Source organism: Nevskia sp., from assembly GCF_021732705.1.
Lineage (GTDB): Bacteria > Pseudomonadota > Gammaproteobacteria > Nevskiales > Nevskiaceae > Nevskia.
The window spans coordinates 18,744-42,946 of sequence record NZ_JAKFUM010000021.1; the positions used below are offsets into that span (position 1 = coordinate 18,744).

The window sequence follows — 24,203 nt, forward strand, 5'->3', positions numbered from 1 at the left end:
CGCCCGACAACATCCAGATTTCGCATTGCCCGGAGTAGAGAGTCATGGCCAACACGCACTCGCATCACGACCATAGTCACGGGCACGACCATGCCCACGACCATGATCACCATCATGGTCCCGACAAGGGCGTGATGCGCTGGATCAAGACCACGAACCACAAGGACCTCGGGACCTTGTACCTGTGGTTCTCGTTCATCATGTTCTTCATCGGCGGCGTCATGTCGCTGATCATCCGTGCGGAACTGTTCCAGCCGGGTCTGCAGTTCATCGACCCCGAGTTCTACAACCAGATGATCACGCTGCACGCGCTGGTCATGATCTTCGGCGGCGTCATGCCGGCGTTCGTCGGCCTGGCGAACTGGATGGTGCCGATGATGATCGGCTGCTCCGACCTCGCGCTGCCGCGCGTGAACAACTGGGGCTTCTGGATCTTGCCGTTCGCGTTCACGATGCTGCTGTCGTCGCTGTTCCTGCCGGGCGGTGGCCCTGCCGGCGGCTGGACGCTGTATCCGCCGCTGGTGCTCCAGGGTGGTGCCTCGTTCCCGCTGACGATCTTCGCGATCCACATGCTCGGCATCTCGTCGATCACCGGCGCGATCAACATCGTCGTCACGATCATGAACATGCGCGCACCGGGCATGACCCTGCTGAAGATGCCGCTGTTCGTCTGGACCTGGCTGATCACCGCCTACCTGCTGATCGCGGTCATGCCGGTGCTCGCCGGTGCCGTGACCATGCTGCTGACCGACAAGTATTTCGGCACCAGCTTCTTCAACGCGGCTGGCGGCGGCGACCCGGTGATGTTCGAACACATCTTCTGGTTCTTCGGCCATCCGGAGGTCTACATCATGATCCTGCCGGCGTTCGGCATCGTCTCGACGATCATCCCGACCTTCGCCCGCAAGCAGCTGTTCGGCTATGACTCGATGGTCTACGCCGTGGCCTCGATCGCGTTCCTGTCGTTCATCGTCTGGGCGCACCACATGTTCACCGTCGGCATCCCGCTGGCCGGCGAACTGTTCTTCATGTTCTCGACGATGCTGATCGCGGTGCCGACCGGCGTGAAGGTGTTCAACTGGCTGGCCACGATGTGGCGCGGTTCGATGACCTTCGAAACGCCGATGCTGTTCGCGATCGGCTTCGTGTTCCTGTTCACCATCGGCGGCTTCTCGGGAATCATGCTGGCGCTCGCGCCGGTCGACTTCCAGTACCACAACAGCTACTTCGTGGTGGCCCACTTCCATTACGTGCTGGTGCCGGGCGCGATCTTCTCGATCATCGGCGCCATCTACTACTGGATTCCGAAGTGGACCGGCGTGATGTACAGCGAAACGCTCGGCAAGTGGCACTTCTGGCTGAGCGCGATCTTCATCAACATCACGTTCTTCCCGCAGCATTTCGTCGGTCTGGCCGGCATGCCGCGCCGCATCCCGGACTACGCCGTGCAGTTCACGGACTTCAACGAGCTGTCGACCATCGGTGCGTTCGGCTACTTCGTCGTCCAGTTCATCATGATCTACAACTTCCTGCGCTGCGCCCTGTTCCGCAAGGGCATGGAGCCGGCCACCGGCCAGGTGTGGGAAGGCGCGAAGGGTCTGGAATGGACGGTCGCCTCGCCGGCGCCGTACCACACGTTCGAAGATCCGCCGCACGTGGGCGATGAGCCTGCGGCGACGCACTGAACGCCGATCCGGAATCGATGAGCGCCGTGGCTCCCAAGCCCGACACCGCAGAACGCCGTCGCAATTTCCGTCTGGCCATTGTGCTGGGCCTGATTGCGGTCGGCTTCTACGCGGGTTTCGTGCTGTCGATCGCGTCGCGCTGATCGATCGACGATGAGCACGCCCACCGAAAATCGTCGCGGCAGCTGGAAATGGCTGATCGTGGTCGGCGGCATGTTCTGCTTCGGTTTTGCGCTGGTGCCGATGTACAACGCGCTGTGCCAGCTGACCAATCTGAACGGCAAGGACACCGCGATGCTGGTGTCGGCCAAGGATGTGGTCGAGCGCGAGGACGCCACGCGGACCGTGAAGGTCGAGTTCGTGACCACGGTCAACGGTGGACGCGTGTTCAGCTTTCACGCCGAGCAGCCGACGATCGAGGTTCACCCGGGCAAGCTGTACACGGTGAACTTCACCGCCCGCAACGAGCGCGACGAGGCCGTGGTCGGTCAGGCCGTGCCGAGCGTGGCGCCGTGGAACGCGGCCCGGCATCTGCGCAAGACCGAATGCTTCTGCTTCAACCAGCAGCCGTTCGCGGCCAATGAGGAAAAGCGCATGCCGGTGCGCTTCATGATCGACCCGGAGCTGCCGGCCGACGTCGAAACCGTCACCCTGTCGTACACGTTCTTTGACGCGACCGCGCTGGCCAACGGCAAGATCGATCCCGTCAAGCAGCAACCTGCACCGAAAAGCTAGTCAACCAGGAAATCGTCATGGCGACCCACGCCGCTGAAAGCCACTCCGACAACCGTCGTTATTTCGTTCCGGACCCGAGTGTCTGGCCGTTCCTGCTGACGATTGCGCTCGGCACGATCCTGTACAGCGTCAGCATGTACCTCGAAGAGCGTCACCCGGGTCCGATTCCGTTCGTGATCGGCGGCGCGCTGTTCTTCTACATCGTGTTCACCTGGTTCCGCGGCGTTGCGCTGGAAAGCGAATCCGGCAAGTACAGCGCCCAGGTCGACCGCACCTACCGCATGGGGATGAGCTGGTTCATCTTCTCGGAAGTGATGTTCTTCGGTGCCTTCTTCGGCGCGCTGTACTACGCGCGCGAACTGTCGGTGCCGTGGCTGTCGGGCGAAGGGTCGCGGGTGCTGACCAACGAGTTCCTGTGGCCGGCGTTCGAGAATGTCTGGCCGACCAACGGCCCGGCCGGCATCGGCGGCGAGTTCAAGACCATTTCGCCGTGGCATCTGCCGCTGATCAACACGTTGCTGCTGCTGACCTCGTCGATCACGATCACCTTCGCGCATCATGCGCTGAAGGAAGGGCACCGCCTCGCGACGATCCTGTGGATGTGGGCGACCATCGCGCTCGGCTGCGTGTTCCTGTACTTCCAGGTCACCGAGTACATCGAGGCCTACCACGAGCTGAACCTCACGCTCGGCTCCGGCATCTACGGCTCGACGTTCTTCATGCTGACCGGTTTCCACGGCATGCACGTGACGCTGGGCACGATCATGATGATCGCCGTCACCGGCCGCCTGATGTCGGGTCACTTCAAGCCGGACAGCCACTTCGGCTTCGAAGGCGTGGCGTGGTACTGGCACTTCGTCGACGTGGTCTGGCTCGGCCTGTTCATCTTCGTCTACATCCTCTGATCTAGACGTCACCCGCATCGGCGATTCCTCGTCGATGCGTGAAAAGCCAAAAAGCCCGGCCTCGCGGTCGGGCTTTTTGTCATGGGTTGGGGCGAGTCACATCAGCCGAACGGTCGTCGCGCCATCGGCTGAGGCAATGGAACGTCGCCGGGATTCAGAAGTCCATCACGCGACGGCCTAGCGGCCGACGCCGTGCGGATGGATCCAGCCCTGTGCCGTGGCCAGCAGCAGGAACGCGATCAGGGCCACGGCCAGGCCAACGCGGATCGACAGCGCGCGGACCGTGCGCTTGCTCTGGCTGGAGTCCTTGAGCATGAAGAACAGCCCCGAAAACAGCGAAATGACGATGGCTATCAGCAGAAACGCGATGATCAGCTTCGGAAGCATGGCAGGGCAGGGAAAAGGTGGTGTGCGGATGGTAAGCCGCCATGCCCGGGTTGCCTACGCGCCGTGACTTCCGGCTGGCAATTCCGCCCGCCGTGGTGGGTGATCGTCGGCACACTGCTGGGCTGCGCGGTGACGATCAATCTCGGACTGTGGCAATGGCATCGCGGCCTTGCGCGCGAGGCGCTGGACGCGCAGTACGCGAGTGCCGTGACGCAGCAGGCGCTTGCGCTGTCGGTCGACAGCGCCGTGCCCGCCGGTGCCGATGCCGTCTCGGCAACCGCCCGCGGCCACTACGATGCCAGCCGGCAACTGCTGCTCGACAATCAGGTGCACGACCGCATGCCGGGCTATCAGGTGCTGACGCCGTTCGTGCTCGACGACGGCGGCATCGTGCTGGTCAACCGTGGCTGGCTGCCGCAGAACCCGGATCGGCGCGTGCTGCCGGCGCTCGCGATCAGCGATGCGACGACGACCGTGAACGGGCTGTGGCGTTCGCTGCCGCAACCGGCCCTGCGGCTGTCGATCGAGAACTGCCCGTCGGCCGGCGTGCCGTGGCCGCGCATCGTCGGCTATCCGACGGCGGACGACCTGCGCTGCCTGTACGGCGCGTCGACGGCCGGCGGCGTGCTGCTGCTCGATCCTGCCGAACCGGACGGCTACCTGCGCGAGTGGACGCAGGGCGATCGCCGCTTTCCGCCGCAGCGTCATTACGGTTATGCCGCGCAGTGGTTCGCGTTCGCCGCGACCCTGCTGGCGATCTTTCTCAAACTCAATCTGAAACGCCGCCCATGAACCCGCAAGCCGCCGTGCTGACGCGATCGCGCCTGACCCTGATCCTGCTCGGATCGCTGTTCTTTGCCCCGTTCATCGGCGCCTGGGTAATCTACAACTTCTTCCCGAACCTTCGGCCGACCGGTACCACCAACTACGGCGAGCTGATCGTTCCGGCCAAGCCGATTCCCGCGCTGGAACTGAAAGCCGCCGATGGCGCGCCCGCGAACGTGCTGCCAAGCGAGAAATGGACGCTGCTGCAGATCGGCGCTGCCGACTGCGATGCCGCGTGCAACGAGCGCCTGGTGCTGACGCGCCAGGTTCGGCTTGCGCTCGGCAAGAACCTGTCGCGCCTGCAGCGCGTCTACATCGCACCGGATGCGGCGGCGCAGGCGGCACTGGTCGCGTCGCTCGGCGACAGCCACAAGAACCTGCACATCGTCGCCGACGCGGGTGCCGCCGGCAGTCGCGCCCGCGATGTCTTCGGCACCGACGACCCGTTGAACCTCTACCTGATCGATCCGAACGGCAACTGGCTGCTGGTCTACAAGGGAACGGTCGAAGCCAAGGGCCTGCTCGGGGACCTGAAGAAGCTGATGAAACTGTCGAACATCGGCTGACAGGCCGCTGGCCGCGCACGTCGCGCCGCGCTTGCCCGATGCCCTCTTGCCGACCGACGTCGAGGCCGGTACGGACCGACCACGACGCGCCGCCGGTGTCCGGCGCCCTGCGGCTGTAAAATGATCAACTTGCCTGCGGATCCACCATGTCCACAACGTTTCATCGCATCGCTCTGCTGACACTGGGCCTGACCTTCTGCCTGGTCGTGCTCGGCGCCTACGTCCGCCTGTCGAACGCCGGGCTCGGCTGCCCGGACTGGCCGGGCTGCTATGGCCATGTCGGCGTGCCGGATGCCCAGCACGAGATCGCGGCGGCCGAAGCCGCGTACCCGGAACGCCCGGTCGAGGCGCCGAAGGCCTGGAAGGAAATGGTCCATCGCTATCTCGCCGGCTTCGTCGGCCTGCTGATCGGCACGCTCGCCGTGCTGGCGCTCAGGGATCGCACCAGAACCTTGCCGAGGACGCTGGCACTGGCGACGGTCGGGGTCGTGCTGGTGCAGATCGTGTTCGGGGCGCTGACGGTCACCCTGAAGGTCAAGCCGATCATCGTCACCACGCACCTGATGCTGGGGCTGACCACGCTGTCGCTGCTGTGGTGGATGTGGCTCGAGACGCGCCCGGTGGCCACGCAATCGATGCCCGACGCGTTGCCGGCCGTGCTGAAGCCGCTGGCGGCATTCGCGCTGCTGGTGCTGGGCGGCCAGATCTTCCTCGGCGGCTGGACCAGCACCAACTACGCCGCGCTGGCCTGCCCGGATTTCCCGGCCTGCCATGGCTCGTTCGCGCCGAAAGGCGATCTGGGCGAAGCCTTCAAGCTGTGGCGCGGTCTCGGCATCGACTACGAATTCGGCGTGCTCGACACCGCCACCCGCGCAACGATCCATCTGGTCCACCGCTACGGCGCGCTGGTGCTGAGCCTGGTGCTCGGCGGTGTGGCGCTGTACCTGCTGAGCCTGAACCGCGCGCCGCTGCGACGGCTGGCATTCGCGCTGTTCGGCGCGCTGGCCCTGCAGCTGACCATCGGCATCGGCCTGATCCACCTGCAACTGCCGCTGTGGCTGGCCGACGCCCACAACGGCGGCGCCGCCGTGCTGCTGCTGGCCGTGCTGGCGCTCAATCACCGGGTCTGGCGCACGGCAAGCGTTGCGCGCACCGCCCCGGTGCCGCGTGGCACTGCCGTTCCACGACCGATCTGAACCGCCGATGACCACCCGATCGACGCCGCCGCTGAAGATTCACGGCGTGCCTGCGGCTGACGCCGATGTTGCCGCCGCCGCCGTGATCGACGGCGCGGCGCCGGTCTCGCGCTTCAGCGAGTACTACGAGCTGTGCAAGCCGCGCGTGGTCATGCTGATCGTGTTCACCGCGATCGTCGGCATGTTCCTCGCAGTGCCCGGCATCCCGCCGATTGCGGCGCTGATCTGGGGCACGATCGGCATCTCGCTGCAGGCGGCGTCGGCGGCGGCGGTGAACCAGATCATCGATCGCGAGATCGACTCGCGCATGGCCCGCACCTGCGGGAGGCCGCTGGTCACCGGCTCCTTGAGCCTGGTCGAATCGATCGGCTTCGCGACCGCGCTCGGGCTGGCCGGCTTCGTCGTGCTGTGGTTCCTCGTCAACCCGCTGACCGCGGTGCTGACGCAGCTGACCTTGGTCGGCTATGCCGGCGTCTACACGCTGTTCCTGAAGCGGGCCACGCCGCAGAACATCGTGATCGGTGGCGCTTCCGGTGCCGCGCCGCCAGTGCTCGGCTGGGCGGCGGTGACCGGCACCATCGATCCGCATGCGCTGATCCTGTTCCTGATCATCTTCATCTGGACGCCGCCGCACTTCTGGGCGCTGGCCATCGAGCGGCGCGAGGACTACGCCAAGGTCAACATCCCGATGCTGCCGGTGACGCACGGCGTGGAATACACCAAGACGCAGGTGCTGCTGTACACGCTGCTGCTGATCGCGGTGACGATCCTGCCGTTCGCGGTCGGCATGAGCGGCTGGCTGTACCTGGTGGCCGCACTCGGCCTCGGCGGCCGTTTCCTGCAGCTCGCGATCCAGCTCAAGTACCGGCCCCGCAAGGGCCTGCCGATGAAGACCTTCGGCTATTCGATCGTCTACCTGATGGCGATCTTCACGGCGCTGCTGGTTGATCACTACCTGATCTGAGCGCGCGGGCTGCGGCATCCGACCGCCTGCCGGCCCGCTGGCAGCGGCTTCGAACGGCCTGACAAGGGCCCAAAACCGGAATCGCGACGCGCGTGCGTCACCGATTTGCCGTCCCGGCTTGTCGGATATCCGGCCAAATGCCGGATTCTGCGGTCGGCTAACCCCGTTCGTCGGCGAATTCGGCTGACCGAAACGGCATCCGTAGGGTGGCCCGGCCCCCCCACGCTGTCGTTCCCGGAGCCCGCGATGTCCACCGCCCCTCGCTTGTCCGCCGTGCCACTTGCGCTGCTCGGCGCCGCCGTCGCCATCGCCATCGCCGGACCGGCACGCGCCTGGACCAGCAGCCTGTACCCGGCTGACGGCAACGGCGGGTACCGCGCCGCGACCGTCAACTTCGCCGGCCGCGACTGGCGGCTGCCGGATTTCTCGTACACCGGCTACCAACTGGGCGCGACCGCACCGGCAACCGGCATCGCCTGCACGAACACCCGCACGATCACGGCCACCGGGGACATCGCCGCCGCCGTGCAGGCCGCAGTCGATACGGTCGGCAGCGCCGGTGGCGGCACGATCCTGATTCCTGCCGGCAGCTACACCATCGGCAGGACCATCAGCGTGCCTTACGGCAACGTCTCGATCCTCGGCGCCGGCAGCGGTCGTACCGTGATCAGCGTGCCGGCCAGCTACCGGCCGCTGGACGAGGACGACGAAGGCCTGTTCCAGCTAGGTTCGAAGCCCGGCAGCACCAATCGGCAATGGCTCGATCAGGGTGCGGTGCTGGGCACTGTGGCCTCGACCATCCGCGAAGGCGACATCCGCGCCACGGTGACCAATGCCGCGAATCTGGCGATTGGCCAGTGGATCGTGCTGCAGCAGTACTACTGGAGCAGCCTCAGCCAGCGCAACGACAGCTCCGGTACCTGGCTTTCGTACAACAGCACGAGCTTTCCGCCGGCCGGCTCGCCGAACCGGCGCTACAGCTTCGTCTACCTGCGCAAGATCGTCGCCAAGGCCGGCAATGTGCTGACGCTCGATGCGCCGCTGCCCGTGACTCTGGATCCGGCGAACAACCCGATCGGCATCCGTTCGACCGAGACCAAGGCCAGCGGCGGCAGAATCACGTTGCGCGACAACACCGGCATTGCCGGGATGACCATCCGCTTTGCCGACAACAGCGGCGGCGCCGGCGGCTTCCCGGTCGGCATCGGCGTGCATGTCGAGGGCGTCCGCAACGGCTGGGTGCACGACGTGCAGGTTCAGAATTTCCCGCGCTTCGGCTTCGTGTTCGACGCCACGGCTCGCCTGTCGATCACCGACAGCGCCGCGCTGCGCGCGCAGAACACCGGCGGCAACGGGCGCGGCTACGGGTTCCTGTCGATCGACAGCCAGAACCTGCTGCTGGCGCGCAACTACGTCGAACTCGCCCGGCACAGCTACACCAATCAGAGCGGCCTGAACTCGGTGCTGGTCTACTCGCAGAATGACAGCGTCGGCGTTCGCGAGAACGGCGACGACATGCACGCCGGCCTCGCGCAAGCCGTGCTGTGGGACCGCCACGGCCTGAGCCACGGCAGCGGGCTGATGCTGAGCTACCGCGGCGCGGCGTCGTCGAACGCGCAGGAATCGAACTATTCGAGCGTGGTCTGGAACGCCACCGACAACGGCTACCGGGGCACCAGCAACGGCGGCGTGATCAGCGTCAATCCGTCAGTCGATGGCTACGGCATCGTCGTCGGCGGGCCGACGCAGTATCCGGTGTTCGATGACGCCACGACGATCGCCAGCGGCGCGCGGATGCAGCGATACGGCGGCTTGCAGGTCGGCCCGCCGGCACAGATGGCGGTGCCCGGTGCGCGCAACCAGAACGTGCTGTACGAAGGTCTCTACACCAGCGGCCTGACGCCGGCCTCGCTGTGGCAGCAGCAGGTCGTGCAGCGGCTTGGGCAAGCACCAGCATCGTTCGCGAGCAGCGCCTGCGCGCCGGCGCCCGTCGTCGGCACGGTGGCGCGCAGCACCTACACCGGCAGCGGCCATCTGGTGTTCAACGGCGACCAGCTCGGCTGGTCGACGGCCTTCGGCACCGCCTGCCCCAGCAACATGGAAAATGGCGACGTCAGCACCACGGCCGCCAGCTGCAAGGTCAGCGCGCAGACGGTCAACCAGACCGCCGGCGGCCGCTACGCGATGTCGATCCTGCCGACCGCGACGGTCAATGGCGTGGTCGCCACGCTGGGCGGGCCGATGCTGTCGACCGCGAGCTACGGCAGCTTGCGGCTTAGCGTCTACCCGACCAGCGCAACGCTGCGCCTGAACCTGCTGCTGGGCGCGAAGCCGTATGTCGCCGGCGAGGCCTACCCGACACTCGGCACATTCGCGATCAGCGGGCTGATCGCTAATCGCTGGAACACCGTGTCGATTCCGATGAGCCGCTTCAATGCTGGCAGCTTCAACGCGATCATCCTGAAGAGTGCCGGCACCGCCAGCGTCTCGCTGACCTACCTCGACGACATCAGCTTCCAGTGATCGGCGGCCTCGCCGTTCAGAACTGGAAGTACAGGAACGCCGAGTAGCCCTGCGCCGACAGCTTGAGGATGGTCAGCACGAACGCCGGCACCAGCAGCCAGACCGCCGCCGTGCTGCGAAGTGCCGGGCTGCCGAACGACCACTTCGGTCCGAACTCGCGAAGCCCTTCGATCAGCACCAGACACCACGCGATCACCAGCACCGTGAGCTGCAGATGCGTGGCGGCACCCAGCAGCACGTCGGTGAAGCCGCCGACGTGCTGCAGCAGGAACATCGCCTGATACAGGCGCCACGCGTCGGCGACGCTGTCGGCGCGGAAGATCACCATGCTGACCATGATGCAGACGAAGGTCGGCAGCCAGCGCCGCCAGCGGAAGGTCTTGACGTAACCGGTGACGCCTTGGGTCCGCTCGACGAAGATCAGGCTGCCCTGCAGCGCGCCCCAGCAGACGTAGGTCCAGTTCGCGCCATGCCAGATGCCGCCGAGAAAGAAGGTCATGAACACGTTGACGTAGGTGCGTGACTCGCTACCGCGGCTGCCGCCGAGCGCGAAGAACACATAGTCGCGCAGCCAGTTCGACAGGCTGATGTGCCAGCGCCGCCAGAACTCGGTGTTGCTCTGGCTCAGGAAAGGCCGCTTGAAGTTTTCCGGGAAGCGGAAGCCCATCATCAGGCCGAGGCCGATCGCCATGTCGGTATAGCCGGCGAAATCGAAGTACAGCTGCGTGCCGTAGGTGATGGCGCCGAGCCAGGCGTCCGCCGTCGACGGATCGGCCATCGAGAAGCAATGGTTGGCCAGCGGCGCCAGGGTGTCGGCGATCAGCACCTTCTTCAGGAAGCCCTGCATGAAGCGCACGGCGCCCTGACCGAACAGCGCGACACTGTGCGTGCGATGTTCGAACTGCCCGGCCAGATCCTTGTAGCGGAAGATCGGACCGACGATCAGATGCGGGAACAGCGACACGAAGGTCGCGAAGTCGAGCGGATGCCGCGTGGCTTCGGCGTCTCCGCGGTAGACATCCATGATGTAGCTGATCGACTCGAACACGTAGAACGAGATGCCGATCGGCAGCAGCACATGGGTCCAGGTGAACGGCGCGATGCCGACGTTCGCCACCAGCCCGTTGAACGTCTCGATGCCGAAGTTCGTGTACTTGAAGTAGCCGAGCACGGCGAGATCGACCACGACGCCGAGCTTCAGCCAGCGCAGCGCGCCGGGTGTCTGGGCTCCGTGCCGCGCAATCTGCTGGCCGATCGCATAGTTGAACGCGGTGACCGCCGCGAACAGCAGCAGGAAATCGACCCGCCACCACGCGTAGAACGCATAGCTTGCGACCAGCACCACGACATTGCGCAGCCGTGCCCGGTTCGGCACGAGGTAGTACACCGCGAGAAACAGCGGCAGGAACAGGAACAGGAAGACGTTCGACGAAAAGACCACGGCAGTCCTGCCCGACGTGGGGCGGTGGCGAGCGCTAGCGTGAACGCGCAGGGAAACGGCTGCCGCCATCGCGGCCGCGGCCGATCATGGCGGATTCAGCACGTCCGGGGGCAGCACGAAGCCATGCAGGTCCGGCTTCACGATCAGCGCCCGCTCCGGAATCTCCCAGATCACCAGCCGCGGCTTGACCTGCTTCAGCTCCGCGCCGGTCAGATACTGGATCATCGGCGGGAACGGCCCGACGCCTTCCTTCGACAGATTGGCGATGTCCTCGCCCAGCGCCTCGCGCAGCGCGCCGGCGAAGTTCCACAGCGGATTGGCGCTGTAGCTGCTGCCGACCAGGGTCACCTGCGGTGCCGCGGCATCGCCGAACAGATCCGCCGGGTCGCTGGCAGTCGTCGAATCCGTGGCCACAGTCTCCGAGGGCCGCACGACATCGGTCGGTGGCAGCAGCGACGCGAAGTAAGGATCGAGCGGCAGGTAGTTGAACAGGTCGCCGCGATGCCGCTGCTCGTCGCCGAGCGTCGTCACGTAGCGCGTGCGCTGGTCGGCCGCGCGCGCATGACCGCGTTCGGCCACGAGGGCCGCCACCAGCGCCGCCGCCCGCTGCGCGCCGAACGGCGTCCAGTGCGTGTCGGTGCGGAAGTAGGTCGGCTGTTCCGCCTTCGCCGCGACCAGTGTCGGCAGCAGGTCCGCCGTCGGAATGCCGCGCGCCGCAAGCGCCGCCACCAGCTGCTCGTGCAGTGACTGCTGCAGCCGCGCCGGCGCGTGGCCATCAAGAAACTCGGGATAGACCCGCGCCTTGGCCGGCACGATCGCGACCACCAGCGGGATGCCTTGCGCCTTCAGCTGCGCGTGTACCCAGGCGATCGTCGCGAGGTTGACCTTCAGCTGCCGTGCGCTGCCGTCGCCGACATTGAATTCCTCCGACGTGTACAGCCACTGCTCGCGGCCGAGCACGACGCGGGGTCGGCCTTCGCCGAACACGCGCAGGCCGATCGCGGCCCACAGGTTCACGCCGAAGCGCTTGGCCGGGAAGCTTTCGTCGTAGTGCGTCTCGAAGCGCTTCGCCAACTGGCCGGTGACCACCGGCGCATCGGCGGGTCGGTCGAAGCTGGCGATGCCGCGCAGCGCCAGCACGCCGGTGATGACGATCACGGCGAGGAACAGCACGGTCTGCAGCAGGGCTGCCCGCGGTGCGCTGGGCGGGCGTGACGGAACTGCCGAGTCGGTCGTGGCCATGTCGGATCAGAACTGGAAGTACAGGAACGGCGAGTAGCTTTGCGCCGACAGCTTCAGCAGCGCGAGCAGGAACAACGGCACCAGCAGGCCGATCGCTGCCGTGGCGCGCGCTGGCGCCGGCCATGCGAAGCGCTGCGCCGGCAGCCGCTGGCGGATGCCGCAGATCGCGACGATCGCCAGTGCCGCGATCAGCGTGGCGATCTGCAGGCGATCGATGTCGCCGGCGAAGACCTCGCTCAGGTGCAGGTCGCCGACACTGAACATCGCCGCATACATCCGGAACGCGACGTCGACGTTGTCGGCGCGGAAGATCACCCAGCCCAGCACCACGAACAGCAGGGTCAGCGCCCAGCGGCCGAACGCGAAGCGGCCGGCACTGCCGACCTTCACGCCGAGCGCGCGCTCGACCGACAGGATCGCGCCGTGCCACGCGCCCCAGATCACGAACGTCCAGTTCGCGCCATGCCACAGACCGCCGAGCAGCATGGTCAGGAACAGGTTGCGATAAGTGTTGAACACGCCGTGGCGATTGCCGCCGAGCGGCACGTACAGGTAATCGCGCAGCCAGCTCGACAGGCTGATGTGCCAGCGCCGCCAGAACTCGGTGATGCTCTGGCTGATGTACGGCTGGTTGAAGTTCTCCATGAACCGGAACCCCATCATCAGGCCCAGGCCGATGGCCATGTCGCTGTAGCCGGAGAAATCGAAGTACAGCTGCATCGTGTAGGCGATGGCCCCGAGCCAGGCATCGCCGGTCGTGGGATCGGCCAGCGCGAACGCCTGGTTCGCCATCGGCGCGATGGAGTCGGCGATGAACACCTTCTTGACGAAGCCCTGCATGAAGCGCGTCGCGCCTTCGCCGAACTTGTCGAAGGAGTGGTCGCGGCTTTCGAACTGTTCGGCCAGGTCCTTGTAGCGGAACACCGGGCCGGCGATCAGATGCGGGAACAAGGCGAGGAAGGTCGCGAAATCGACCGGATGACGCGTGGCTTCAACGTCGCCGCGATTGACATCCATGATGTAGCTGATCGACTCGAAGACATAGAACGAGATGCCGATCGGCAGGATCACGTGGCTGAGCACGAACGGCTCGAAGCCGGCGCCCGTCAGCAGCGCATTGAAGCTCGCGACGCCGAAGTTCGCGTACTTGAAGTAGCCGAGCATCAGCAGGTCGACGGTGACGCCGAGCGCCAGCCAGCGGCCGGCCCCCGTCGTGCGTGCGCCGTGCCGCGCGATCATCAGGCCGATCAGGTAGTTCCAGACCGTGACGCCGATGAACAGGAACAGGAAGTCGACGCGCCACCACGCGTAGAACGCATAACTGCCAAGCAGCACCACCCAATTGCGCAGGCGGTAGCGGTTCGGCGTGACGTAGTAGATCGCCAAGAACAGCGGCAGGAACAGAAACAGGAAGGCGTTCGACGAGAAGACCATGTCAGGCGATCACGGCCGGCCGGCGCTGCCAGCGGCTGGCAGCGACAGGCTTTGCGACAGGCTCAGCTTCAGGCTCGACAGCTTCGCCTCGAGGTTGCCGATGTCGTCGGCCTTGTCGTCCGGCTTGCCGCTTCGCGCGCGCAGCAAGACCAGCTCGCGCTGGTAGTAGCTCATCGCATCGGCCTGGCGATCCAGCTGCTCGGCGAGATAGCCGAGACGATCGAGCACGGCGGCGGGCGACAGGCTCGTGTCCGACGGCTTCTTCTCGACCAGCGCCAGCAGCCGCAGATACTGCGTTTCGGCGCGGGCGAATTTCTGCTCGCGCTCCAGCAACTCGGCGTAATGCTGGAGGCCGGTGCGCAGCATCGCGTCGGTGGCCGCACCACCAGCCGCGAACACGGTGATCACGTCGAGATAGCCGCGCTCGGCTTCTGGATACTGATGGCTCAGCGCCTGCAGGTCGGCCTGCCGCAGGCGCAGCGCCGCCAGCGCCGGATCGTTCGGCGCAGCACCCTTGCGCTGGATCGCGATCGCGCGGCGCAACACCGCTTCGGCATCGATGAACTTGCCGCGCTTGATCTTGGTCTCGACGATCTTGCCGAGCAGCGGCAGCGAGGCCGGCGTATTGCGCCCGCTGATCGCTTCGACCGCCTTCAGCGCATCGCCGTAGAAGGCATCGGCATCGACATAGTTGGCGACCTGCCACTTGATCTCGCCGATGTTGGTCAGGCTGGTGATGTAGGCCTGCGAGCCGGGCGCCAGACGCTCGATGTCGAAGCTGACCCGGCGGCAGGTGCGCAGCGCTTCCTCGGTATCGCCGGAGCGGATGGCGGCCGTGCACAGCCCGTTGAGCCCGTTCAGTTCAGTGGCCAGCTGCGCGTCGGCGGCTGGCAGCGCGAACGTGAACAGCATTGCCACGACCGGGACCCAGCGGCGGGGATGGATGCGCGCACCGCTCATGGCTGTTCCTCGTGCATCGGGTTGCCGCTCGCTGCGCCGGCAGCGGCGGTGACGAAGATCGACGTCAGATCGCCGCCGAGCCGTGTGCTGCCGAGCGGTCGCGACGCATCGCGGGTCGCTTCCTCACGCGGCGTGCAGCGCACCGTCCAGCAATACGGTTCGAGCCAGGCGCGGCTGCTGCTGCTGTCGAGCGTCGCCGTGTCCTGCTCGGCACCGGCCTTGTCGGCGAACGACGCCGGATCGTCGAGCGCGGTTTCCGACAGCTGCGCGAGGCGCGTCAGGGCGCTGCGACCGCCGACCACGCCTTCGCTCGCGAGATCGACGCCGTTGGCCTTGGCGAACGCGGCGATCATCGCCAGCGGCGCCATCGCGTAGTTGTGATAGCCGGCAGCGCGGGTCGCGCGCTTCATCTCGTTCGGCAGATAGCCGTCGGCATCGATCTGCTTTTCGAACACGCGGAACAGCAGCAGCGAACGGTCGAACAGATCGCGACGATCCACCGCGACACTCGTTGCCATCAGCGCCCAGGCGGCCCAGTAGTAGTGGTTGTTGATCTTGTCGATCGGATCATCCGGCGACCATTCGGTGACCACTTGGTCCGCCATCGCCGACAGCCAGCGCTCGATCCTGCGGCGGTCCTCGGGATACGCCGCCACGCCGTTCGAGGCCGAGAACTTGAGCCGGACCCAGGCGCTGGCGAACGTGCCCAGACTCCACTTGCGCAGCGACTTGCCGGTGTGGTTCGTGGCCTCGCCGAGCATCGCGCCGGTCACGGCCCCGTCCTTGGCGGTCGCCCAGCTCGACAGCCACTGCACGGCGCACTGCAGGTCCGCCGCGTTGCCGGAACGCTGATACTTCTTCACGCGCGACACCAGGCCTTTCTCCATCGCGGTGATCGGCCGGGTCTTGGCCTTGTAGGCCTTCTCCGCGTCCGGGTTCAGCGTGTCGCGGGCCTTGCCCGAGCCTTCGTACTTGCTCTGGAACGCCAGCGTTCCGGTGAACGGCTTCGGCGCCGCCGGGCACGGCGAGGCCGCGCCGGGCTTGCTGCCGGCGGGTTGCAGATACCCCGGCGGGGGCTGCAGCGGCCCGGCCATGGCCGGTGCCGCGGCCAACAGCAGTGCCGAAATCAGCGCCATGGCGCGGAATGGCGTTCGCGCCGGCATCAGGGCGCCTGCCTGGCCACGAGCGGTGCCGTCGTTCGGCACAGCTTCGCGGTGACCGTGGTCGGCTTCGCCAGCTTGGTCACGACCTGCACGCGGAATGCGATCACCGGCTGCTCGATGTATTCGGGCTCACGATTGGTCTCGAGCACGAAGCGGCCGCCGGAACGCGTGTAGTCGTTCAGCCGCACGCGCTGCACTTCATGCTTGCCGTCGAGGTACCAGGTCTCGGCGAGAAACTCGCTGACGGCGGGATCGCCGAACTGCAGGTCGATCACCAGATCGCGGCTTCTGGCATCGAGAATGCGGCCGCCGCCGTTGAACAGCAGATCGGTGAAGTCGTTCGCGGTGTTGATCGGCGTGGTGCTGCTCAGCAGCGTGGCGCGATCGGCGCAGCCGTTGTTGACCAGCGGCACGATGCGCCGCATCTGGCCGGGATTCGCCGCGGCGATCTGCGGGTGACCGAACTCCCAGATCACCAGCTTCGGCGGTCGCTTCTGGAAGTCCTCGCTCAGCAGGTACTGGGTCAGCGCGCCATCGAAGTTGCCGCCGGACAGCGAGACGTTCAGCACGTCGGTCTGCAGGTTCTGCTTCAGGAAGCCGGCGAAGTGATAGGTCGGGGTGGCACTGAAGCTGGTGCCGACCAGCGCGATCTCCGGCACCGGCTCATCGGCGAACAGATCGGTTTCGGTGGCGTCGGTCTTGTAGCCGAGCACGACTTCGGACGGGTAGTGCCCGCCGCAGATCTGCTGCGCGACGATCGACATCACGCCGGGATGGCGATTGCGGCCGATGCGCGTGGTCACGTAGGCGCGCTTGGTCAGGCCCGCGAGCAGCGGCGTGCCCTTCAGCGTGCTCGCGATCAGCTCTGCCGTGCGCCGCGCGCCGTCCGGCGTCCAGTGCCCGTCGCGATGGAAGAAGTACTCGGTGCCATCGCCGCGTTCGGCCAGCAGGCCATAGTCCGGCACGATGAATCCGGCCGTGCGGAAGCGCTGCAGGGCGGCGCGATAGTTCGCCAGCGCCAGCTTGTCGTTGAAGCGGGCGCGGTCGCCGGGCAGCAGCTGGTCGGCATGCAGCACGCCGCGCGGCGGGAAATCGAGCATCAGCACCTCGGTGCCATGCGCCTTGAACGCCTTGACCATGCGGGCGAGATCGGCGAGCACCTGATCGTTGATCGGAAACTCGGTGTTCAGCTCGCTCTGGCTGCGGAACAGCCAGTCGCCGCGGCCCTGCAGCGCTTCCTGATGATCCTGCATGAAGCGCGTCAGGTAGACGTCGGCATCGCGGGCGCGCGGGCACAGCGTGCAGCAAGGCTCGGCACTGTAGCGGGGAAGGTCCTCGTCATCGCTCGCCGCGGCTGACGTCTGTGCCTGCGCAGACATCGCCGCCATGCCCAGCAGCAGCGACGTCAGCAGGCACCGGATCATCCGCACGCGATCAAGGCGGCGCATGGCGCGCTCAATCCTCGTTCCAGATCATCACCGGATAGGCTTCCGATCCGCTGACGAACAGGCTGAACACCTTGCCGCGATCAAGCGCGACCGGTGGCACATCGGTGAGCTTGGTCGGGCCATTGAACAGGCCCAGGCTCAGTTTCAGCGGATTGATCTCGCGCTGTGCCGACGTGCCGGGCGCCACGGTTTCGAACACGGTGGCCTTGCCGTCGGCGGTCTTGAGGCCCACGGCCGTGGCCGGCATCAGATTGAAGATCGCGATCATCGACTTCAGCCGGTTCAGCACGCCCGAGAGTTCGAACATGACGATGCCGTTGCTGGTCTCCACCGCGGTGTAGAAGTGGTTCGCTTCAAGCTTCACCGTCTTCTCGTGCGGGCCGACCTTGAGCACGACGTCGCCCGGTTCGCGGAACAGGTAGGCGCTCGCGGCATACGACAGCAGCGGCGGTTCGGTCTGCTCGCCGATCTTCACGCCGACGCCGGTGTTGGCGGTGTTGTTGAAGGCGCGGATGAACGCCGAGTTCGGCGGCGCTTCGCGGGCGTAGAGCTGCGCCTGGGCAGGCAGCGCCAGCGCGGCGCCGAAGCAAACGGCGAGGCCGAGCAATGCGCGGTGGGTGAAGCGGTGTCTCGACGTGAGGGGCACGGTCGAAGTCCTCTAGCGATGAAGGGGGAGGGAAGCAGGCAGCGGTGCGGCCGTCTGTGCGGCCACTTTCTGCGGGGGAATCGGTTCCAGCACCGCGACTTCCTTGCGGTTCAGCACGATGTCGAGCACTTCGATCTGGAATGCCAGCAGCACGCCGCCGAGGCGGTAGCCCAGCGCCCGCTGCGGCGTGCGCAGGTCGACGCCGTACAGCACGGCGCGGGTCGGCTCGTCGAGATTGACCGGGCCGGAGCCATTGCCGCTGAGCTGGCCGCCGGCCACCACCATCGACATCGCCTTGGTGTACGGGTCTTCGATGAAATCGCGATCGGTGCCGGTCAGGTCCCGCGACACGCCGTAGATGCCGGCGAGCCCGTTGGCGATCGCGGAGCTGTCCTGAATGCGGATGCCGGTGCTGTTGCGCAGCCGGATGCCGTGATGCAGGTTGCCGGTGCTCAGATTGTTCCAGACCACGTTGTCCGGACTTTCCGACAGCACGATGCCATCGGACTTGTTGCGGTACGTCGTGTTGTTGGCGATGACCGTGTTGCTGCACTGGCGGTCGAGCACGATGCCGGACAGGTTGTTGTCGTGGCTCTTGTTGCCGATGATGAAGCTGTTGTCGACATCGCGCGAAATGATGATGCCGTGTTTGCGCTTGGTGCCGAACGCTTCGTTCTCGGCAATGATCAGGCGCTGCGAGCGGTCGTGCGGATCGATGCCGTACTGGATGTTGTCGCGCAGCGTGTTGCCTCGGAGCACCACGTCATCGGCTTCCCAGCTGTAGAAGCCGTACCAGAGATCGCTGATCTCGGTGTTCAGGATCCAGCCGGTCGGCCGCGGCCATACGGCGCGCTGCGCCACCGTGGTGCTGTACTGCGACAGCGACAGCCCGAAGGCCTTGGTGCTGGCATAGCCGAGGCTGGCGATGCGGCTGCCGGCGATATACGTCTTCGAGCCGCCCCAGCCGACGATGAACGGCCGGAACACATGCTTGTCGACAAAGCGTGCCGGCGCATTCTTCGCTTCGCTCCAGCCGACGATCGCGCTGTTGCTGACATACAGCGTGCCCTCGGTCGCGAGCATGGCGCCGCGTTCCTGCGACAGCCGCAGTTCCTTCGTGCCGCTGCCGATTTCCAGCGTCGCGCCGTGGCGCACCAGCAACGGCAGGCGCAGCACGAAGATGCCGGGCGCGGTCTGCTCGAACAGATCCTTCGGCAGGCTCGCCAGCAGTTCCGGCAGGCTCACGAATCCGCCTTCGATGAAGATCGCGCGAAGGCTGCCGCGCTGACGCAGCGCCAGTTCCGACAGGCCCTGGTCGACGGCGGTGGTCAGCGACTTGAAGCCCGGCTCGTTCAGCAGCGACGCGACGGTGACCGTGCCGCGGCGCGAACGGTCGATCTTCTTCGCCATCGCCGCGGGCGTGTACTGCGCCAGATCCGGCAGCACCGGGGCCGAGAACGCGATGGTCGATGGATCGGCGGTGACGACGCGGTACTGCCGCTTCAACTCGGCTTCGGTCGGCACCGGGCGGTCGACTTCGTCCGGTGTCTCGTCGGCATCGTCGCCGCCTTCGTCGGCGGTATCGTCGACCTTCGAGTGACTGGCGGCCGCGCGGGCCTTGCCCACGGGCTTGCCGGCGGCCTGCGCCGGCGATGTCGCGGCCAGCGCCAGCAGCGCGGCCAGCACCAGCGCGCGGGCGCTCAGTTGACCCACAGCGTGGCCTCCAGCAGCACGCGGTAGTCGAGTTCGGTGCCCGGGCCGAATGCGGCACCCGGATCGAACGCCGAGGCGCGGATCGAGATCAGCGAGCGTCGTTTCTGCGAGACGAAGGCATCGCCCGAATCGAGCAGGCGCTGCCGGCGCAGGGCGCGGCCGAAGTAGTGCGTGGCAACGAGGTCGACGCCGTTGCCGACGTGGTTGCGGCCGTTGGCCTGGGTCTGGGCGATGACGTTGTCGGCCGTGATCGCCGCGTTGCCGTCGTTGCGTGCCAGCGTCGAGAAGATGGCGCTGATCGCGTCGTTGTCGAAGCTCAGCGACACGAAGGCGCTGGCCACGCGCAGGTTGCCAAGCTGCGCCCGCAGCGTTTCGTTGTAGCGGTTGATCAGCGTCTGCGTGCCGGAGAAGGTCGAGCTGTTGCTCTGCGCGCCGGTCTGCTGGTACTCCCGCGAGCTGTAGGTGTAGGCCGCGCCGAACGCGACCGGAAACTCCGTGAACGGCCGCCAGCGACCGGCGATGGTACCGGCGTAGGCGTTCACGTCCTGGCGGTTGCGGGTATCGACGACATTGCCGCTGCCGGCGCTGGCCTCGGTCTGCTTGCCGATCAGATAGTTCGCTTCGATCCAGTAGTTGAACGGCGTGCGGTTCAGCGGATCGTAGAAGCCGTTGTCGGCATACAGACCGAGCCAGTTCAGCTGGCCATTGCGCAGCTTGCTGTCGGCATCGACGGTATCGCCGATCCGCGGCGCGCTGCCGCTGTCCTGCGCGACGACGGCGCGGACCCCCACGCGATGCTCCGGCCGCCAGTCGACCGAGGCATTGCCGAAGCCGTAGGTGCGATGGCGCTGCTCGGCGATGATCGGCGCGCCATCGCTGCGGTAGTGGAACAACTGCCGGGCGATGCCGATGTCGAACGACTTCAGCGTCGTCGCGAAATTCCAGCGCAGGCTGTCGATGTCCTCGTCCCACCATTCGCTGCCGACCTGGCGCACGCGCTGGCGGCCGAGGCTGATGGCTTCGCCGGGATAGCTGGTCAGGCCGTTGTACTGCACCCACAGCTCGCTCAGCGCGATGAACGAATTGCCGCGCGCGGTGGCGTTGTCCGGCGTGTTCGAATCGAACGGCGCGGCGCGGCCGGTCGGCACGAACGCCCGGATGCGGGTGTAGGCGGTCCAGTCCTCGCCGAACTGGATCAAGGCGCGCGGCGCCAGATTCACGAACAGGTTCTGCGTGGAGTCGCCATTGCTGCCGAGGCCGAGCGTGCGGTCGCCATCGGCTTCCGCACCCACGGTCGCGCGCAGCGCGTAGTTGAAGGTCACGTCGGCGCGTGTGGCCACCGGGACGGCGGCGGCGGCAAGCAGGGCCAGCGTGGCGGCAGTCGGTTTGATCATGAGCGTGGCTTCGCGGTGGTTTCCTGAGCCCAGACTTCAGGCCCGATCGGACGTCGGGTGACCAGATGGACCTTGCGTTCCTTCTGGTACAGGGCTTCGGCCGCTTCCAGCTCGGCCGGGGTCAGGTCGGCGGTCAGGCGTTCGAGCAGCGGATAGGCGTTCGGCACGCCGTTGCGCAGGGTGCGCACGACCACCGGATAGCCGCCATCGCTCGACAGCTTCGCGAAGACATAGGCATTGACGCGGTTGGTCCGCGCGCCCGGCGTGTCGTAGAACAGGCGCGACAGATGGGTATCCGCCGCCGTCACGCGATGGCGCGCGGCGTACAGGAAGTGTTCGAGCGACTTCGCCGGATCGGGCCGACCGAGATAGCCCTGCTGATACAGACGACCGAGCCGGTAATGCGCCGGAATGCTGGTCTCGCGGTAGTTCAGCGCGGTCTTGAAATGCATCTCGGCCAGATCCGCTTCGCGCGGCGCGCGCTGGTTGAAGAAGTACAGCTCGCCGAGCATCAGCGACGCGCGCGGGCGCTGGTCGGCGACACCGGCCTTCAGCAGCGCTTCGATGTCGATGTCCGGCAGCAGGTACGGAAAGCCGACGGCGACCGCGGCCGCTTCCACCTTCATCGCGCCCGGACGCTTCAGCATCCAGCGCAGCACCTTGTTCGCCAGTTCCGGCTCGGCATTGCCGGACGCCGACGGCGGCACGATGGCGACGGTTGCCGGTGTCGCCGGCACGGCATCGGCCGCGGTCTGCGGCGTCGGATCCGGTGCTTCGCTGCCGTCGGTGCTGTCGTCGGCGGCGCCATCGCGCAGCAGTTCGTCGGCGGTGCGCGTGTTGCGCACGGCTTCGGCCTGCTCCAGCGTGTCTTCGATGCCGGGTTGCTCGACCAGGGTCACGGCCAGCCGTCCGGCAAGTGCTGCGACATCGAGCGGCATGGCATCGAGCGAGTCGGAGACCTTCAGCGGCGTCAGTGTGTCGAAGGCCTTGAGCGCGGCGTCGACCTGCTTTTCGAGCCCGGCCTTGTCGCGCGTGAAGCGGTAGTACTCGACGAGGTCGAGATAGCACTCCGGTGCCGCGTCGAGGTTCTTCCGGCACAGCGCCAGCAGGCGCTCGGCGCTGGCGCGGTCGGTGATCTCGTCGCGATACCAGTTGATGGCCGTGGCCCGGGATTCCGGCAATGGCGACTTGATCAGCGCCGCTGCGAGCTTCGGCGCCTGCTGCTTCGTGTCGAATGCCGGGAACAGGCCATACAAGTTCAGCAGCGCGGCATCGGCCAGCGGATCGTCATGACGACGACGCGTGGCCAGCAGCAGCTGCTCGGCTTCGGCGACGAGCCGGGTCTGGCCGCTCTGGGTCAGTGCCCGCGCCATCGGCACCACCGCTTCCGGCCGCTGTGGCAGCGCCTTGCGATACCAGGCGATGGCCTTGTCCTGCGCGGCCATGCTCGGCGACTGCGCGTAGACCGCGGCGAGGTACAGCATCGCATCGGCATAGCCGCGCTGCGCCATCGGCTCCAGGTCGCGGATCGCGTCGTCGTGGCGGCCGGCCAGCCGCGCCTGATTGCCACGGCCGATGTCGGCAGCGCCGTCGGTGCCGGCGATCAGCGCGCCATCCCGCGGCTTGGCGACGATCGGCAGTCCCTTGCGCACATGCACGTCGGCGCAGCCGGCCAGCATCGAGATGCCGATCAGGATCGGGACAAGTTGCCGCATGGCGGACTTACCGGTAGCGATCGAACAGCGGATCGATCAGCACTTCCACCGGCTCGTCGATGCGCGTCAGCGGCATCGGCTCGGTCGGCGTGATCACGGCGATCACGTCGGTGATCGCGGCGTTGGTGTTCAGGCCATTGAGATCGTTCAGGCCGTTGGAGTCGATCGTCTGTGCCGGCAGCACGCGCAGTTCGCTGATCGTGCCGCTGATGCGATCGGCCTCGCCATTGACGCGGAAGTAGACCGTGCGGCCGATCCTGAGCTTCTTCATCTGGTCGTAGTGGAAGCGCGCCAGCACGTACGGCTGCGTGCCGGTCTGCACCAGCTGCATCACCGACTGGTTGCGCAGCAGGTACTGCGTGTCGGTCGCGAAGGTCTTCTGCACCACGCAGTCGCAGGGGCTGGCGATCGAGCCCTTCAGCTGCTGGCCGACGATTTCGCTGAGTTGCTCCGGCGTCATCTTCAAGGTGCCCGGCACGCCCTCGACGACATCGAGCAGCGCGGTCTGGAACTGGCCGATCGGCTGGCCTTTCTTGATCGTCGCGTTCGGCTGCACCAGCGAGAAGAAGGTGCCGTCGCGCGGCATCGTGATCGTGTAGATCGGCGCCGCCACCTTGGCCGCCGTGGCGTGGGTGACGAAGACGATCTCGTACAGGTTGGTCGCGGCGTAGCCGAACGCGAGCAGGCCGATCGCCAGCGCGATCAGGGTGCCGATCACTGCGCGCAGCTTGCCGCCGATGCTCAGGCCGCCGCCGAGCCGCGAGCCGCGGGCCTTGACGAAGTTCTCGCGCGACAGCGTCGCCAGCATGTCGCCGGCGGTGGTCAGTTCGCCGCCGAGGAACGCGGTGATGATCTGGCGCAGCGCGGCGGTTTCCTTCGGGCCCATGTCCTGGAACACGCAGGCGACGCGGCGGGTATCGGTCTCGACCATGCGCACGTCGAAGCTGACCGGAATCGAGAAGCCGACCGAGTCGATCGGCACCACGACGTGGCCGCTGAAGGCCTCGCCGACGGTGAAGGCATGGCTGCCGCTGTCGAAGCTGAAGCCGCCGGCGGAGATGTCGTTCAGGCGGAAGCTGCGGCGCTCGCCGTTCTGGGTGAACTGGATCGTGGCCGGGAAGCGCACGCGGACGAACTGCCGCTGGGCTTCCGATTCATGGACGATGTTGCTGTTCACGGACGGCTGGGACGGGTTCGGCGTGTTGGGGCTGGCAGTCGAGGACATGCGCGGGTTCCTGTACGGGTTGCGGGTTGGGCGGGC

The 24,203-nt window shown here is 66.5% G+C and carries 21 protein-coding genes; 9 read left to right on the forward strand and 12 right to left on the reverse strand.

All coding sequences use genetic code 11. From position 1 onward, the window contains the following. Positions 1 to 44: 44 nt before the first annotated feature. From ctaD to QZ951_RS18860, 4 genes are read left to right on the forward strand one after another with little or no spacing between them, the layout of a single operon-like run. Positions 45 to 1,685 (forward strand): cytochrome c oxidase subunit I, encoded by a 1,641-nt coding sequence (gene ctaD / locus QZ951_RS18845; RefSeq protein ID WP_293003442.1) that lies wholly within the window; start codon positions 45 to 47, stop codon positions 1,683 to 1,685. Positions 1,686 to 1,702: 17 nt separating this feature from the next. After that, entirely contained in the window at positions 1,703 to 1,828 is a 126-nt protein-coding gene (locus QZ951_RS18850) for a hypothetical protein (RefSeq protein ID WP_293003445.1), read from the forward strand. Positions 1,829 to 1,838: 10 nt separating this feature from the next. After that, positions 1,839 to 2,420, forward strand: coding sequence for a cytochrome c oxidase assembly protein (locus QZ951_RS18855; RefSeq protein WP_293003447.1), 582 nt, complete (start codon positions 1,839 to 1,841; stop codon positions 2,418 to 2,420). Positions 2,421 to 2,437: 17 nt separating this feature from the next. Further along, complete coding sequence (locus QZ951_RS18860) at positions 2,438 to 3,325, forward strand: cytochrome c oxidase subunit 3 (RefSeq protein WP_293003449.1); 888 nt, start codon at positions 2,438 to 2,440, stop codon at positions 3,323 to 3,325. Between the two features lie 177 nt (positions 3,326 to 3,502). Here QZ951_RS18860 and QZ951_RS18865 read toward each other — a convergent pair whose 3' ends face one another. Beyond that, entirely contained in the window at positions 3,503 to 3,712 is a 210-nt protein-coding gene (locus QZ951_RS18865; RefSeq protein WP_293003451.1) for a twin transmembrane helix small protein, read from the reverse strand. A 63-nt stretch (positions 3,713 to 3,775) separates the two neighbouring features. On the opposite strand from QZ951_RS18865, the gene QZ951_RS18870 reads away from it, so the two are divergent. The 5 genes from QZ951_RS18870 (at position 3,776) to QZ951_RS18890 (ending at position 9,786) form a co-directional block, all read left to right on the forward strand. Further along, positions 3,776 to 4,504, forward strand: coding sequence for an SURF1 family protein (locus tag QZ951_RS18870; protein WP_293003453.1), 729 nt, complete (start codon positions 3,776 to 3,778; stop codon positions 4,502 to 4,504). Beyond that, positions 4,501 to 5,103, forward strand: coding sequence for a hypothetical protein (locus tag QZ951_RS18875; RefSeq protein WP_293003455.1), 603 nt, complete (start codon positions 4,501 to 4,503; stop codon positions 5,101 to 5,103). Before QZ951_RS18870 ends, QZ951_RS18875 begins: the two co-directional genes overlap by 4 nt. A gap of 146 nt (positions 5,104 to 5,249) precedes the next feature. After that, positions 5,250 to 6,299, forward strand: a complete 1,050-nt coding sequence (locus QZ951_RS18880) for a heme A synthase (RefSeq protein WP_293003457.1) — start codon at positions 5,250 to 5,252, stop codon at positions 6,297 to 6,299. Positions 6,300 to 6,306: 7 nt separating this feature from the next. Further along, positions 6,307 to 7,263, forward strand: coding sequence for a heme o synthase (gene cyoE / locus QZ951_RS18885; RefSeq protein WP_293003459.1), 957 nt, complete (start codon positions 6,307 to 6,309; stop codon positions 7,261 to 7,263). Between the two features lie 246 nt (positions 7,264 to 7,509). After that, positions 7,510 to 9,786: a hypothetical protein gene (locus QZ951_RS18890; RefSeq protein ID WP_293003461.1), complete on the forward strand. Its 2,277-nt coding sequence runs from the start codon at positions 7,510 to 7,512 to the stop codon at positions 9,784 to 9,786. Positions 9,787 to 9,802: 16 nt separating this feature from the next. Here QZ951_RS18890 and QZ951_RS18895 read toward each other — a convergent pair whose 3' ends face one another. From QZ951_RS18895 to QZ951_RS18945, 11 genes are all read right to left on the reverse strand, one after another. Further along, positions 9,803 to 11,227, reverse strand: coding sequence for an MBOAT family protein (locus QZ951_RS18895; RefSeq protein WP_293003463.1), 1,425 nt, complete (start codon positions 11,225 to 11,227; stop codon positions 9,803 to 9,805). Positions 11,228 to 11,311: 84 nt separating this feature from the next. Beyond that, positions 11,312 to 12,469: a hypothetical protein gene (locus tag QZ951_RS18900; protein ID WP_293003465.1), complete on the reverse strand. Its 1,158-nt coding sequence runs from the start codon at positions 12,467 to 12,469 to the stop codon at positions 11,312 to 11,314. A gap of 6 nt (positions 12,470 to 12,475) precedes the next feature. Further along, entirely contained in the window at positions 12,476 to 13,903 is a 1,428-nt protein-coding gene (locus QZ951_RS18905; RefSeq protein ID WP_293003467.1) for an MBOAT family protein, read from the reverse strand. Positions 13,904 to 13,912: 9 nt separating this feature from the next. Then, positions 13,913 to 14,863: a tetratricopeptide repeat protein gene (locus QZ951_RS18910; protein WP_293003469.1), complete on the reverse strand. Its 951-nt coding sequence runs from the start codon at positions 14,861 to 14,863 to the stop codon at positions 13,913 to 13,915. Beyond that, positions 14,860 to 15,999 (reverse strand): mannuronate-specific alginate lyase, encoded by a 1,140-nt coding sequence (locus QZ951_RS18915; protein ID WP_293003470.1) that lies wholly within the window; start codon positions 15,997 to 15,999, stop codon positions 14,860 to 14,862. The genes QZ951_RS18910 and QZ951_RS18915 overlap by 4 nt, the downstream gene beginning before the upstream one ends. 26 nt (positions 16,000 to 16,025) lie before the next feature. Beyond that, positions 16,026 to 17,474, reverse strand: coding sequence for an alginate biosynthesis protein AlgX (locus QZ951_RS18920; protein WP_293003471.1), 1,449 nt, complete (start codon positions 17,472 to 17,474; stop codon positions 16,026 to 16,028). Positions 17,475 to 17,481: 7 nt separating this feature from the next. Continuing rightward, the gene (locus QZ951_RS18925; protein ID WP_293003472.1) at positions 17,482 to 18,120 is read right to left on the reverse strand and encodes an alginate O-acetyltransferase AlgF; all 639 of its coding nucleotides are present in this window, start codon (positions 18,118 to 18,120) and stop codon (positions 17,482 to 17,484) included. Between the two features lie 12 nt (positions 18,121 to 18,132). Then, positions 18,133 to 19,833, reverse strand: a complete 1,701-nt coding sequence (locus QZ951_RS18930) for a NosD domain-containing protein (RefSeq protein ID WP_293003473.1) — start codon at positions 19,831 to 19,833, stop codon at positions 18,133 to 18,135. Continuing rightward, positions 19,821 to 21,227, reverse strand: a complete 1,407-nt coding sequence (locus QZ951_RS18935) for an alginate export family protein (protein ID WP_293003474.1) — start codon at positions 21,225 to 21,227, stop codon at positions 19,821 to 19,823. The genes QZ951_RS18930 and QZ951_RS18935 overlap by 13 nt, the downstream gene beginning before the upstream one ends. After that, the gene (locus tag QZ951_RS18940) at positions 21,224 to 22,942 is read right to left on the reverse strand and encodes a hypothetical protein (protein ID WP_293003475.1); all 1,719 of its coding nucleotides are present in this window, start codon (positions 22,940 to 22,942) and stop codon (positions 21,224 to 21,226) included. The genes QZ951_RS18935 and QZ951_RS18940 overlap by 4 nt, the downstream gene beginning before the upstream one ends. Positions 22,943 to 22,949: 7 nt before the next feature. Further along, complete coding sequence (locus tag QZ951_RS18945) at positions 22,950 to 24,167, reverse strand: PilZ domain-containing protein (RefSeq protein WP_293003476.1); 1,218 nt, start codon at positions 24,165 to 24,167, stop codon at positions 22,950 to 22,952. Positions 24,168 to 24,203: the final 36 nt, after the last annotated feature.

Coding starts and splice junctions, on each gene's coding strand:
- ctaD (WP_293003442.1), top strand. CDS start 45: ATGGCCAACACGCACTCGCATCACGACCATAGTCACGGGCACGACCAT.
- QZ951_RS18850 (WP_293003445.1), top strand. CDS start 1,703: ATGAGCGCCGTGGCTCCCAAGCCCGACACCGCAGAACGCCGTCGCAAT.
- QZ951_RS18855 (WP_293003447.1), top strand. CDS start 1,839: ATGAGCACGCCCACCGAAAATCGTCGCGGCAGCTGGAAATGGCTGATC.
- QZ951_RS18860 (WP_293003449.1), top strand. CDS start 2,438: ATGGCGACCCACGCCGCTGAAAGCCACTCCGACAACCGTCGTTATTTC.
- QZ951_RS18865 (WP_293003451.1), bottom strand. CDS start 3,712: ATGCTTCCGAAGCTGATCATCGCGTTTCTGCTGATAGCCATCGTCATT.
- QZ951_RS18875 (WP_293003455.1), top strand. CDS start 4,501: ATGAACCCGCAAGCCGCCGTGCTGACGCGATCGCGCCTGACCCTGATC.
- QZ951_RS18880 (WP_293003457.1), top strand. CDS start 5,250: ATGTCCACAACGTTTCATCGCATCGCTCTGCTGACACTGGGCCTGACC.
- cyoE (WP_293003459.1), top strand. CDS start 6,307: ATGACCACCCGATCGACGCCGCCGCTGAAGATTCACGGCGTGCCTGCG.
- QZ951_RS18890 (WP_293003461.1), top strand. CDS start 7,510: ATGTCCACCGCCCCTCGCTTGTCCGCCGTGCCACTTGCGCTGCTCGGC.
- QZ951_RS18900 (WP_293003465.1), bottom strand. CDS start 12,469: ATGGCCACGACCGACTCGGCAGTTCCGTCACGCCCGCCCAGCGCACCG.
- QZ951_RS18905 (WP_293003467.1), bottom strand. CDS start 13,903: ATGGTCTTCTCGTCGAACGCCTTCCTGTTTCTGTTCCTGCCGCTGTTC.
- QZ951_RS18910 (WP_293003469.1), bottom strand. CDS start 14,863: ATGAGCGGTGCGCGCATCCATCCCCGCCGCTGGGTCCCGGTCGTGGCA.
- QZ951_RS18915 (WP_293003470.1), bottom strand. CDS start 15,999: ATGGCGCTGATTTCGGCACTGCTGTTGGCCGCGGCACCGGCCATGGCC.
- QZ951_RS18920 (WP_293003471.1), bottom strand. CDS start 17,474: ATGCGCCGCCTTGATCGCGTGCGGATGATCCGGTGCCTGCTGACGTCG.
- QZ951_RS18935 (WP_293003474.1), bottom strand. CDS start 21,227: ATGATCAAACCGACTGCCGCCACGCTGGCCCTGCTTGCCGCCGCCGCC.
- QZ951_RS18940 (WP_293003475.1), bottom strand. CDS start 22,942: ATGCGGCAACTTGTCCCGATCCTGATCGGCATCTCGATGCTGGCCGGC.
- QZ951_RS18945 (WP_293003476.1), bottom strand. CDS start 24,167: ATGTCCTCGACTGCCAGCCCCAACACGCCGAACCCGTCCCAGCCGTCC.